This is a genomic window from Pseudomonas sp. WAC2 (genome assembly GCF_030403525.1).
Classification (GTDB): domain Bacteria; phylum Pseudomonadota; class Gammaproteobacteria; order Pseudomonadales; family Pseudomonadaceae; genus Chryseomonas; species Chryseomonas luteola.
Genome location: NZ_JAUEPD010000003.1, coordinates 46,019 through 59,287 on the forward strand (window position 1 = coordinate 46,019; position 13,269 = coordinate 59,287).

9 protein-coding genes are annotated in these 13,269 nt (G+C 60.3%); 1 reads left to right on the forward strand and 8 read right to left on the reverse strand.

The window, feature by feature from the left end; genetic code table 11:
- Positions 1 to 30 precede the first annotated feature (30 nt).
- From gcvT to QWJ10_RS07425, 8 genes are all read right to left on the reverse strand, one after another.
- Positions 31 to 1,149 (reverse strand): glycine cleavage system aminomethyltransferase GcvT, encoded by a 1,119-nt coding sequence (gene gcvT / locus QWJ10_RS07390; RefSeq protein WP_289925162.1) that lies wholly within the window; start codon positions 1,147 to 1,149, stop codon positions 31 to 33.
- A 238-nt stretch (positions 1,150 to 1,387) separates the two neighbouring features.
- A complete protein-coding gene (gcvP, locus tag QWJ10_RS07395; RefSeq protein ID WP_289925165.1) occupies positions 1,388 to 4,246 on the reverse strand; it encodes an aminomethyl-transferring glycine dehydrogenase in 2,859 nt (952 codons plus the stop codon).
- A gap of 10 nt (positions 4,247 to 4,256) precedes the next feature.
- The gene (gcvH, locus tag QWJ10_RS07400; RefSeq protein ID WP_010796676.1) at positions 4,257 to 4,625 is read right to left on the reverse strand and encodes a glycine cleavage system protein GcvH; all 369 of its coding nucleotides are present in this window, start codon (positions 4,623 to 4,625) and stop codon (positions 4,257 to 4,259) included.
- A gap of 257 nt (positions 4,626 to 4,882) precedes the next feature.
- Entirely contained in the window at positions 4,883 to 6,037 is a 1,155-nt protein-coding gene (locus QWJ10_RS07405; RefSeq protein ID WP_289925166.1) for a glutathionylspermidine synthase family protein, read from the reverse strand.
- Positions 6,034 to 6,639, reverse strand: coding sequence for a DUF1190 domain-containing protein (locus QWJ10_RS07410; RefSeq protein WP_289925168.1), 606 nt, complete (start codon positions 6,637 to 6,639; stop codon positions 6,034 to 6,036). Before QWJ10_RS07410 ends, QWJ10_RS07405 begins: the two co-directional genes overlap by 4 nt.
- 9 nt (positions 6,640 to 6,648) lie before the next feature.
- Complete coding sequence (locus QWJ10_RS07415) at positions 6,649 to 7,062, reverse strand: DUF350 domain-containing protein (RefSeq protein ID WP_010796673.1); 414 nt, start codon at positions 7,060 to 7,062, stop codon at positions 6,649 to 6,651.
- 114 nt (positions 7,063 to 7,176) lie between these two features.
- Entirely contained in the window at positions 7,177 to 10,839 is a 3,663-nt protein-coding gene (locus QWJ10_RS07420) for a PAS domain S-box protein (RefSeq protein WP_289925172.1), read from the reverse strand.
- Between the two features lie 135 nt (positions 10,840 to 10,974).
- Positions 10,975 to 12,513 (reverse strand): sigma-54-dependent transcriptional regulator, encoded by a 1,539-nt coding sequence (locus QWJ10_RS07425; RefSeq protein ID WP_010796671.1) that lies wholly within the window; start codon positions 12,511 to 12,513, stop codon positions 10,975 to 10,977.
- A 184-nt stretch (positions 12,514 to 12,697) separates the two neighbouring features.
- Between QWJ10_RS07425 and QWJ10_RS07430 the strand changes: the two genes are divergently transcribed.
- Positions 12,698 to 13,132: a MarR family transcriptional regulator gene (locus QWJ10_RS07430; RefSeq protein ID WP_010796670.1), complete on the forward strand. Its 435-nt coding sequence runs from the start codon at positions 12,698 to 12,700 to the stop codon at positions 13,130 to 13,132.
- Positions 13,133 to 13,269: the final 137 nt, after the last annotated feature.

The following is a 13,269-nucleotide window of genomic DNA, read 5'->3' on the forward strand; positions in this document are numbered from 1 at the left end:
CTGCCTTTCTGAACGCCACAACCGGAAGGCTTATCCTCGGTAATAGCGCTGCGGTACGAAAGGCATCCTGGCGACCTTAACGGCAACCGGTTTGTTGCGCACCATGGCAAACAGCTCGGTGTCCAGCGCTGCATAGGCGTTGTCGACATAACCCATCGCAACCGGCGCACCCAGGGTTGGGCCAAAGCCGCCACTGGTCACCCTTCCGATCACCGCACCGTTTGCGTCCACCAGTTCCGCGCCCTCACGGACCGGCACCCGCTCCTGTACCAGCAGACCGACACGCTTACGCGCCACACCATTCTGTTGCTGGGCAAAGATGGTCTCGGCGCCAGGAAAACCACCGGCCCTCGCACCGTCTGCGCGACGCGGCTTGGATAGCGCCCAGACCAGACTGGCTTCAACCGGCGTTGTCTGCGTATCCATATCATGGCCGTACAGGCACAGGCCTGCCTCCAGACGCAGGGAGTCACGCGCGCCCAGGCCAATGGCTTGTACTTCCGGCTCGGCCAGCAGGGCTCGGGCCAGCGTTTCGGCGCCTTCTACCGGCACGGAAATTTCAAAGCCGTCTTCACCGGTATACCCGCTGCGGCTGACGATGCAGTCATAATCCAGCAGCGTGACGCGGGCAATGTTCATGAACGTCATGCCGGACACCTGCGGCGCCAGTCGCGCCAGCACGGTCACGGCTGCCGGTCCCTGCAAGGCAAGGAGCGCCCGCTCTTCAAACAAGGGTTCGACATGACAGCGTGAGCCGATATGCTCTTTGAGGTGCGCCAGATCCTGATGCTTGCACGCGGCATTCACGACCAGATACAGGCAATCGCCCAGGTTCGCGACCATGAGGTCGTCGAGAATGCCGCCCTGCTCGTTGGTGAACAAGGCGTACCGCTGCATGCCTACCGGCAGGCCTACGATATCGACCGGAACGAGCCCTTCCAGCGCGGCGGCGGTACTGTCGCCCGTCAGCAGGATCTGGCCCATGTGGGAAACGTCGAACAATCCAGCCTGGGCGCGGGTGTGCTGATGCTCCTTGAGCACGCCAAGGGGGTATTGCACCGGCATGTCATAACCGGCGAACGGCACCATGCGTGCGCCCAGTTCAAGGTGCAGGGCATGGAGTGGGGTTTTGAGCAGTGATTCGGTCATGGGGACTCCTTCATGAGTCGTGCAGTCGCGTCCAACGCGAGCAAAAGGGCCGGTCAGGCATGGCTAACGGCACACCGCGCCAAGCATGGACGTGCCTTACAGTAAAGCCGTAAAAGCCGTAACGGTGAAACCGCGTTGAGACCATGTACCCGGCCAGTTGACAGGCATCACGGCGCTCCATCTCCTTCTGCGGAATAGGCAGGAGGAGATGGGCAAGGTGATACGCATCCGCTGCGGATCACGCGTCCTGATACGCCTCGATCGGCGGGCAGGAGCAGATCAGGTTGCGGTCACCGTATACGTTGTCGATACGCGCCACGGGCGGGAAGTACTTGCCGTTCACCAGCGATGGCAACGGGTATACCGCCTGTTCGCGGCTGTAGGGATGCGTCCATTCGCCGGTCAGCTCGCGTGCGGTATGCGGCGCGTTCTTGAGCGGATTGTCATTGGCATCCAGCGTACCGGCCTCGATGGCACGAATCTCTTCGCGAATGGCGATCATGGCGTCGCAGAAGCGATCCAGCTCGGCCTTGGACTCGCTCTCGGTCGGCTCGATCATCAGCGTGCCGGCTACCGGGAAGGACATGGTAGGCGCATGGAAGCCAAAGTCGATCAGGCGCTTGGCCACATCGTCCACGGTCACGCCACTCGTTTCCTTGAGCGGACGCAGATCGAGAATGCACTCGTGCGCCACCAGGCCGCCTTCACCCGAGTACAGCACCGGGTAATGGGTTTCCAGACGACGGGCGATGTAGTTAGCATTCAGGATCGCAATCTGCGAGGCACGGGTAAGCCCCTTGCCGCCCATCATCTTCATGTACATCCAGGAGATGGGCAGGATGCTCGCGCTGCCATAGGGCGCTGCCGACACTGCACCTTCCTTGCGCTCGAGCCCGGCATGACCCGGCATGAACGGCGCTAGATGGGACTTCACACCAATCGGGCCTACGCCCGGACCGCCACCACCGTGCGGGATGCAGAAGGTTTTGTGCAGGTTCAGGTGAGACACATCGCCGCCAAACTTGCCCGGCGCGCACAGGCCCACCATGGCGTTCATGTTGGCGCCATCGATGTAGACCTGACCACCATGCTCGTGAACGATGCTGCAGATCTCGCGGATCGCCTCTTCGAACACACCGTGAGTGGAAGGATAGGTAATCATCAGCGCGGCCAGATTGGCAGCGTGCTGCTGGGCCTTGGCACGCAGATCACCCACATCCACATTGCCGCGGCTGTCACAGGCCACTACGACCACGCGCATACCGGCCATCGAGGCGGTTGCCGGGTTGGTGCCGTGGGCAGACGACGGAATCAGGCAGATGTCGCGCTGGGTATCGCCGCGGCTTTCATGATAAGCGCGAATGGCCAACAGGCCCGCGTACTCACCCTGGGAGCCGGCGTTGGGTTGCAGGGAGATGGCGTCGTAGCCCGTAGCGGCGCATAGCATCTGCTCCAGCTCGGCGGTCATCTGGGCATAGCCCTCGGTCTGGTCAGCAGGCGCGAAGGGATGCAGATTGCCAAATTCGGCCCAGGTGATCGGAATCATCTCGCTGGCCGCGTTGAGCTTCATGGTGCAGGAGCCCAGCGGGATCATGGTGCGATCCAGCGCCAGATCCTTATCCGCCAGGGTGCGCAGATAGCGCATCAGCTGGGTTTCGGAGCGGTATTGAGAGAAAACAGGGTGCGTCAGGAAGGCGGACTGACGACGCAGCGTTGCCGGCAAATGCTCCTCGGCCTTCGCTAGCAGGCTATCCAGGGAGGGCACCGGCTGGCCATCGCTGAAAAGCTCCAGCAGGGTCATGACGTCTTCGACTGTGGTGGTCTCGTCCAGCGAAACCCCCAGGTCGGTGTCACGGATCACGCGCAGGTTGAAGCCTTTGGCGCGGGCCGCTTCGTGAATCGCCTTGGTTTTATCGCCAAATACCAGCGTCAGCGTATCGAAAAAGGTTTCTTGAGTACGATGGCCTAGTGCATGCAGACCGGTCGCCAGCAGGGCAGTCAGGCGATGAATGCGCGTAGCGATGTGCTTGAGACCTTCAGGACCGTGGTAGACGGCATACATGCTGGCAATGTTGGCCAGCAGGACCTGAGCTGTGCAGATGTTGCTCGTCGCCTTCTCACGACGGATGTGCTGCTCACGGGTCTGAAGCGCCAGCCGATAGGCCGGGTTGCCATGACGGTCAATGGATACGCCCACCACACGGCCGGGCATGTCACGCTTGTATTTGTCCTGAGTGGCAAAATACGCAGCGTGCGGGCCGCCAAAGCCGAGCGGTACGCCAAAGCGCTGGGCCGTGCCGATAGCGACATCCGCGCCAAACTCGCCGGGTGGGGTCAACAATGTCAGGGCCATCAGGTCAGCCGCGACGGCGACCAGGGCACCCGCCTGATGGAAGGCCTCGATGACTTCACGGTAATCGCGGATTTCGCCCGTGGTCATCGGGTACTGGAACAGGGCACCAAAGAAACGGCCGTGATCGTCGATGTCCGTTTCCACACCCACTACGATTTCAATACCCAGCGGCTCGGCGCGGGTGCGGATCACATCGATGGTCTGCGGGTGGCAATGCAGGGAAACGAAGAAGGCCTCGGCCTTGCTTTTGGACAGACGACGGCAGAATGTCATGGCCTCGGCGGCCGCCGTGGCCTCGTCCAATAGGGACGCATTGGCTACAGGTAGCCCGGTCAGATCGCCGATCAATGTCTGGAAGTTCAGCAGTGCCTCCAGACGACCCTGGGAGATTTCCGGCTGGTAAGGCGTATAGGCCGTGTACCAGGCGGGATTTTCCAGCAGGTTGCGCAGGATGGGCGCCGGGGTATGGCAGTTGTAATAGCCCTGTCCGATAAAGGACTTGAACAGCTTGTTCTTGCGGGCGATGCCACGCAATTCGGCCAGGGCGTCGGCTTCGGACAGCCCCTGGGGCAAATCCAGTACGCTGGTGCCCTTGATGCTATCCGGGATGACCTTGGCTGTCATGGCGTCCAGCGAATCGTAGCCCAGCAGGTCGAGCATGGACACGATGTCCAGCTCGCGCGGGCCGATGTGGCGCGAAATGAATTCGTCAGCGGTGCTGAATGAGTCGCGAAAATCGGTCATGGTCACCTCCTCAAGCCTTGATCAATTGAGCGTAGCCGTCTTCGGTGAGCAGCGTGCCGAGTGCTTCTGGATCGGCAGGACGCATGCGGAAGAACCAGCCGGCGTCGAGAGGGTCCTGGTTGACTTTCTCAGGGGCATCGCCAAGCGCTTCGTTGATTTCCAGGATCTCGCCATCGATCGGCATGGCAATGTTGCTGGCAGCCTTGACCGACTCCAGTACCGCTACCTCTTCGCCCTTGGCGTAGGTGCGCAGCTCCGGCAATTGCACGAAGACCAAGTCGCCCAGCGCATCCTGAGCATAGTCTGTAATGCCTACGGTTACAGTGCCATCGGCTTCCAGACGCAGCCATTCGTGTTCTTCGGTAAAGCGCATAACCATTGCAGACTCCTGAATAGGGGTAACCCAGCTGGGCACTAGCTGACCTCCTTTATAGCAAGGCAAATGCCAAGGTCTTACCAATGGCGTAATGCCAGAGCACGCGCGGCCTACAGGAAAATGGGGTAATAAAGGTGGTGTAACGAAAGTGCTACACCCTATGGAAAGAAGTCTGCCAGAGCCCTTGCGAGCCCAGAATGGACAAGGCTTTTCCAGCGGTCGTATCGAATTCATTACAGCGCAATGAATTCGATACAGATTTAATCCAAGATGAAGTGGGGCAGGAAGCGCGAGCTGTCTTGGGTAATCAATGTTGCATCCTCACGGATACCCACCCCACAGGCCGTGTCACCTACCACCCAACTGCCAATAACAGGGTAGTTACCGGAAAAACAAGGCAACGGGTGACATTGCTGCACGATGCTGGGCCCCGCGTACGGGCCCGGCACGTCCAGACGCGTGCCGTCCAGACTGTACAATTCGATATTGGCACCCTCCCGTGAGAACAGCGGCTTGCGCACCCAGCCTGGCGCGACCGGACTACCGGCCTCTTTATCGAAAAAGGCTGGAAGCAGATTGGGATGCCCTTCATGCCGCTCCCACAGCAAGGCCAGAATACCTTTGTTGCTGAGCAGCGCCTTCCACGGCGGCTCATAGAATTGCGTAAAGGAGCTGGGAATAGAATGTCCAAACGCCTCGTCCAGCATGAACTCCCAGGGGTAGAGCTTGAACAGTGACGGGATGAATTCATCGTTCAGGTCCACAAACCCCTGTGACCTGTCCAGCCCGATATCCTCCACAGCGATATAACGCGTCTGAATACCCGCCTGGGTGGCGCAGTCCCGCAGATATTCGACCGTGCCGCGATCCTCCAGCGACTCTCTGACCGAGGCCAGATACAGGGGCTGATGCGGTCGCAAGGCGCGAATCGTCTGGATCAGCTGCTCCTGGATGCTGTTGTACTGATCCGCCCCGGCGGGAAGCCTGCCCGCCTGCTGCATCTGCTCCAGCCATAGCCACTGGAAAAAGGCTGCCTCGTACAGCGAGGTCGGCGTGTCGTAATTCAGCTCAAACAGCTTGGCCGGTCCCTGACCGCTATAGGCCAGATCCATACGGCCATACAGATGGCGGTCCCGACGTCTCCAGCTGGCAGCCGCACACGCCCAGAAGTACTCCGGTACAGCCAGACGCGAGAGCAGTGCCTCGCTGCCAATGATCTCGTCGACCAGTGCCATGCATATCTGATGCAGCTCGGCCGTGGGGGCTTCCAGATCGTTTTCGATCTGCTTCAGGCTGAACTGGTACGCGGCCCGCTCATCCCAGTAGGGTTCGCCGTCAAAGGTGTGGAACAGAAAGCCAAGCTGCTCCGCCTGTTCGCGCCAATCCGGGCGCTCAGTCATATCGATCCGCTTCATGATCCGCTCGACCGTGACGAGTAGGAGGCTGCCCGTGCACCAAAGCCGCCCCGGCTGACAACCCGAGACTCGCTGGTGGCATAGGCACTCTTGTTCAGATAAGCGATACCCGGTCGTGAACCGACCACCTCGTTATTGGCAGTGCGGTAATGCGCCAGGTCGTCCCGTGACTGGTACAGCGGCTGGCTGGGAAAGGTACGCGTGTACTCGCGCTGGCGTTGTCCTCCTCTGACGCTACTGGAATAACCATAAGAGGCACCGCCCGAGGAGGACGATTCGCTCTCCCGCGGCGGGCGCTGGCCCAGCAGAAAGCCGGTCATGAGCGGAACGTAGAACGAAGACCGGGGTTCCAGCAGCTCGCAACCATTGGTGCCAAAGTCGATCTCGCATTCACCCAGGGAGGCGTAACGCGGCGCACTGCGGTGATGGACCGCGCGGGAAGATTCATACTCCGAGGAGCAGAGGCTGGGCGTGAAGGTGCCGTCGCGGATGCACTCGGCAACGGATCGGTACAGATAACCCGGCTTGGGTTGGTCACACCCGGCCAGCATGAGGGGTGTCACTCCAACCAGTACCAGTTGGATGGCTCGGCTACGTTTCATACCGTGCCCTCACCCGCTAATGGCAGCGGCATTGAGCACGCCAATCGATACAGACATCGTCGCCACGAGAATACCGCTGGCCATTTCGTTATTGCTGAGCCGTTGGGGCAGCCCCGGCACGAGAAGGCGCAGCACGACGAATGTAACCAGCTGAGCGACTGCTGCGATTAGGGCCCAGAGCAGGTAGTCCAGCGCACTGACTGATACCCGCATCGCGCTGGCCAACGGCAGGACAAACCCCAGCAACGTACCACCGAACGCCAGGGCCGCCGCTGGCACGTTGTTGCGAATCAGCTGCCACTCACGGTGTGGAGTAAGCCAGCTGAAAGTGAAGGCAAACGCGCCCAGCAGCGCGAGCGAGAGAATGAAATAAATGGCGAACGCCGGCAGACCACTGAGGTAGTCAAGCACGCTGGCAAGCATGGGACACTCCTTGTCACGAATGAGCCGGCAGGCTAAGGCACCTGCCGGGGGCGCGCATTTTCGCAACTTCGCGCCCGTTCATCCATGCTCTCCATCCGCCAGCCGCTCCGCTGGTCACTCCCCCTTGCTACGGTGGACCATGTCCTGCACGCGGGCTGCCAGCATCTCGATCGGGAAAGGCTTGGTGATCATGGCCATGTTTGGCTCCAGGAAACCATTGGCAATCACCGCATTTTCCGCATACCCGGTCATGAACAGGACCTTGAGGTCTGGCCGCGTGACCCGGGCCGCATCAGCCATCTGCCGCCCATTGATGCCCGGTAGACCAACGTCGGTTACCAGCAGGTCGATGCGCAGATCGGACTTGAGTATCTCCAAACCAGAAGGGCCGTCGACAGCCTCCAGCACCCAGTAACCCAACTCACTCAAGACCTCTACCACCAGGCTGCGGACAGCATGCTCGTCTTCGACCACCAGCACGACTTCGCTGGCCTCGGACTGCCGACTCAACGATACCGGCTGCCGGATCTGGGGCTCTTCCCTGCGCTCACCATAGTAGCGCGGCAGATACAGCTTGATGGTCGTACCCCGACCAACTTCCGAGTAGATCTTGGCTGCCCCTTCCGATTGCCGGGCAAAGCCATAGATCATCGACAGCCCAAGCCCGGTCCCCTCGCCCAGCGGCTTGGTCGTAAAGAACGGGTCGAACGCCTTGGCGATAACATCTGGAGTCATCCCGGTTCCGGTGTCGGTCACGCTGATGCAGATGTACTGGCCAGGCTTGATGTCCCGGTCACGGGACGCATAGGCCTCGTCCAGATGAGTGTTGCTGGTTTCGATGGTCAGCCTGCCTCCGTCCGGCATGGCAGCGCGGGCATTGATGGCCAGATTGAGGATGGCGTTTTCCAGCTGATGAGGATCACACAGCGTCAGCCAGAGCGCCCCCGTCTTGACGATTTCCAGCTGTACAGATTCACCCATGGTGCGGTGCAATAGATCGTCCATACCGGTGATCAGGTCATTGGCATTGACAACTTTGGGCACCAACGGCTGCCGGCGGGAAAAGGCCAGTAGCCGGTGCGTCAGAGCGGCCGCTCGACTGGCCGAGGACATGGCCGTACTGGCGAAGCGGTCAAGATCCGCCAATTTGCCCTGCTGAATTCGCATGCGGATCAGGTCGAGCGAGCCGATGATCCCGGTCAACAGGTTGTTGAAGTCATGGGCAATACCGCCTGTGAGCTGGCCAACCGCTTCCATTTTCTGGCTCTGCCGGAGCTGCTCCTGCGCCTGGGCCAGCTCGGCTGCTGCCACTTTTTCCGACTCGATATCACGGCCAACCGCATGGATGTAGCGCGCATCGGGCACTGCGGTCCACGAAAGCCACCGGTAGCTACCATCCTTGTGCCGATAGCGGTTCTCGAACCGCAGTGTGGTATGTCCAAGGGAAAGTTTGCCCACTTCAGCCAGGGTGCTTTCCACATCGTCGGGGTGAACGAAATCCAGCAGTACCTTGCCCAGCAGTTCATCTTCCTGCCAGCCCAACAGGTGCTTCCAGGCCGGGTTGGCGGCCATCACGACGCCGTCAAAGCGCGCGACCAGCATCACATCGGTGGTCAGGCGCCACATGCGGTCAAGGTCTGCGGTACGCTCGGCCACCCGCTGCTCCAGGGTCTCCATCAGGCGCCGGGACGCTTCCTCCGCCTCCTTGCGGTCATGGATATCACTGTTATTGCCCATCCAGCCGGTGACGTTTCCAGCCTCGTCACGCAGGACCTCCGCACGGATATCGAACCAGCGATAGGCCCCGTCCTTGCGCCGTAGCCGTGCTTCAAGCTGATAGAACACGCCTCGGCTGCGGGCATCGAGCCAGACATCCAGAAGTCGTTGGGTATCCTCGGGGTGGATAACCTGGGCCCAGCCCATCGGCATGGCCTCTTCCGGGGTCTGGCCGGTGTAGTCGTACCAGTAACTGTTCAGGTAGCTGAGCGAACCATCAGGATTGCCGAACCAGACGATGGCAGGTGACAAATCGGTCATCTGTCTCAGTCGTGTCTCGCTGACTTCCAGCCGCCGTAAGGTCCGCCGCTGTTCGGACAGGTCCCGGGCGATGGCGGCAATCCCCATGACCTCGCCTCGTTCGTCCCGTGTTGCAAACACCGAGTAGTGAACCGGGATACCGGCCCCAGTGCGATGATCACGGAACCGAAACTCGCCTACCCATTTACCCTCGTTCAAAACGGTCGGGAGAATGGTCGACTCGGCAAAGAGACGGTCTTCAGGCAGGAAATAATCCAGCACATGGCTCTGCCTGACCGCCTCTTCACTGGCCAGCCCGACCATCCGACGTCCGGCCTTGTTGACAAAATAGGCCTGGCCGTCCGGCGCAGCGATACCAATGAAGTCATCCGACTGCTCAACGATCATCATTGCCCGGCGCCAGCCCTCATAAGCGCGGACCTGCTCGCTGTTATCCACGATCGTGCAGATGGCACCCTGTGGCTTGCCATCCTGGAAAATGGCCTGGGCCCGATATTCCACTGGGATGCAGGAACCGTCACGCCGGTAAAAGGCACCCTCCGCCACGTATTCAGCCGTTCCCTCGCGGGCCGTGCGATAAATGGGATAGTCCGCCATCGCCCGGCGTGCCGCCTCATGAGCCGGATCAATCAGCTCCTCCAGGCGCCATCCGACAATATCCTTTTCACTTTCGGCACCGAACAGCCTGACGAAAGCAACGTTGCACAGGGTAACCACGCCGTGCTGGTCGATTGAATAGAATCCTTCAGAAATCGAATCCAGCAGCAGGCGATAACTGTCGCGGCTGGCGCGAAGCTCCTGTGCGGCCAGACGCTGCTCGGTACGGTCACGGAGAATCTTGATGAATCCGTCGACCTGACCAGATGTATTCCTAAGTGGCATGAGTTCGCCACTTGCCCAGAAGCGCTGTCCGCTTTTGAGCACATGCCAGCGCTCGTCCATGCTGCGCCCCTGCTCCAGGGCTGTGTCGCGTTCTTTTTCAGGAATATTGGCAGCGCGGTCTTCGGGTGTGAAGATGATCGCAGCAGGCTTGCCCAGCACTTCCGCCTCTGTCCAGCCAAGCGTACGACGAGCACCTTCGTTCCAGGTGGTGATGTGGCCCTCAAGGTCCATGCAGAAAATGGCGTAATCCACCGCGCTGTCGAGAATCTGTTCGCGCAGGGAAACCGCGTGTTCTGCATACTGCTGCTCTTCAGCCTGGCGGGCCCTGTTTCGCTCGACGGTAAGGCCGTGAATCTCCAGTTGCGCCACGGTTGAACGGGCCAACTCATGAAGCAAAAGGCGCTGCGTAGCATCCAGCCGGCGTGGCACCGTGTCCATGAGACTGAGCACGCCAACAGGCACACCCGCAGCCGTTTTCAGCGCAACCCCTGCATAGTAGGACGAACCGGTACTGGCATTCAGGGCCGATGGCGGAGTAAAGCTCAAATCGCTCCTCGGCTCGCTGAACTCCAGAATATCGGTCGCCGTTAATGCCTCCTCCCAGGGCGCATAAGCCTCGGCCGCAGGGCAGCCGCCCTGCTCTGCGGCCAGCCAGAGCCCTTCTGCATCACATAAGTGGATGACGACTTGCGAAACGGAATAGGTCTCCTGGGCTCGCCGGGCGATATCGGCAAGTTCGGGCAAACGTGGATGGGCTAACAGGCCGTAGCGTTCAAGCGCATCCTGTAGCGCAGCAGGTGGCTGCTCGGGGTCTTGGTGAGCGTTGGTCATGTACAACTGGGTCGTGTTTGGGGGCATAAGCACCGCTCATCCTTGAGAAACTAATGACAGCCCCTCCATGGAGGTCCGTCGCGAACGGTCTATGGCTCATAGACCAGCAAGACGCGGACGAATTCGCCCAGGTCTTCAAACAGTGTCCCTGTAAAAGAACACTCAGCTCTTGCCAGGAATGCCATACTTGCGCAGCCGGTGGGCAATGGCGGTGTGAGAGGTCTTGAGACGGGCCGCCAGTTGCCGGCTGGACGGGTAGTGTGGGTAGAGTTTTTCGAGCAGGGCTTTCTCATAGCTTGAGACTGCCTCATCCAGGCTGTCTACCTCGCCATCTACCTGCCGCGCCACTTCCGTACCGGCAATATCCAGATCGCCAATATCCACCACGGTGCTTTCGCTAATGGCCGCCGCCCGGAAAATGACGTTCTGTAACTGCCGCACATTGCCGGGCCAGCGATTGCTCAGAAGCGCCGGATACGTTCCCGGCGACAGTCGGCAAGGGGGCCGCTGGATCTGGGCGCAGGCCTGCTGCATGAAGTGCCGGGCCAGCACCAGAATATCCTGCCCACGCTCACGCAGCGGCGGCACGTCGAGATTCAGGACGTTGAGTCGGTAGAACAGATCCTCCCGAAAGGTCCCTTCGGCAACGCGCTTTTCCAGATCCCGATGAGTGGCACTCAAAATACGTACATTGACCTTCAGTTCGCGCTCACCGCCCACCCGGCGAAACGTACCGTCGGACAAAAACCGCAGCAACTTGGCCTGAAGATACGGGGACATCTCCCCAATTTCGTCGAGAAACACCGTGCCCTTGTCGGCCAGCTCGAGAAGACCGGGCTTGCCGCCGCGCTGGGCACCGGTGAACGCGCCCGGCGCATAGCCAAACAGCTCGCTTTCCGCGAGGCTTTCCGGCAGAGCCGCACAGTTGAGTGCTAGAAATGGCGCATTGCGACGAGGGCTGACCGTATGACAGGCCCGCGCTACCAGCTCCTTACCAGTCCCTGTCTCACCCTGAATCAGCAGCGGTGCATCCAGCGCCGCGACTCGCTGGGCGCGGGCCTTGAGCGCACGTATCGGTGCCGAGTCGCCCAGGATCGATTCGAAGCCTTCAGCCGGGTCATGGCGCAGCGCTGAAAGACGGGCTCCGATCCGGCTGGGGGCGTAAAGCGTCAGCAGACCACCGGCCAGCCGCTGGGCGTTGCCTTCGGCAGCCTCGCTGATTGGAGTCGAATCCAGCAGGAGTGCCTGCCCGCGCAAGGTGACCTCGCGCATGGGAATCCGAAAGGCCTGCTCCAGCAGTTCCCGCTGCAGGGCTGGATCATCGAACAGCGTAGCCACCGTCGCGCCTTGGGGCGACGGGTCGTCCACCATGGCGGCAAAGGCCGGGTTGGCCAACAGAATGCTACCTTCGCGGTCCACGGCCAGAACCGGGTCGGCCATGGCGGCAAGCAAGGCATCCAGATGCAGCGTACGGCGCTGCCCTGGCAGGATATCCACCACTCGGACAGCCTGTACCCCACGCACCGTGAGCAGTGCACCACGCAGCTCTTCCAGTACCTCGGCACTCAGAGTCGGCGCATCGATGTAGACATTGGGCGGCACCATCTCGACTGCATCGAGGTTGAGGTTGCGCGCCCCCAGAAGCGCCAGCACTTCCTGGGTAATGCCGACACGGTCGATAAAACTGACGTGGATTCGCATGGGGTAGGCGGGGTCTCGAACAGGTATAGCCAAGGGCAAGCCCGTATCGTACCGGATGCCACTTCCCCATGGGCACCCAACCCCAGAATTCCTTGTATTTATTGTTGCTCCGCCTGGCGAAGCGTCTACGCTAGAATGATGGCTCTTTTTTATTAGCCGGGCCGTCCTGCGAGACCTCCATCCTATGAAAGACGAAGACCGTTTGAAACTTGATCAGCAGCTCTGCTTTGCCCTGTATTCCACCTCCCTCGCCATGACGAAGGTCTACAAGCCGCTCCTGGAAGCCGTCGGCCTGACCTATCCACAATACCTGATGATGCTGGTGCTCTGGGAAAGCGACGGTCTCACGCTCAAGGAGTTGGCCAAACGCCTGCATCAGGACTCCGGCGCGCTGACACCAGTACTCAAGCGGCTCGAAGCGGAAGGCTATGTCACCCGCAAGCGCAGCCTTCAAGACGAACGCAACCTCTCGATCGAGCTGACGGCTGCCGGGAAGACCTTGCGTAAGAAAGCCGAAGAAATCAACGGCTCAGTACAACTGGCCTGTGGCCTGGGTAATGATGACATGGGGCAGCTTCGGTCCAGCCTGATTAAGCTACGCGACAGCCTGAATCAATAGAGGCATGCCTAAGCGGCCGCAGCACTGACGCTCCCTCCAACCCATGGAATAACCGTTCGTCGGACTCATAAATAAATAGTTTGCGCGATAATCAATATCGGAATAACTTAATTCCTGTAGACAACGCGGTAACGAGC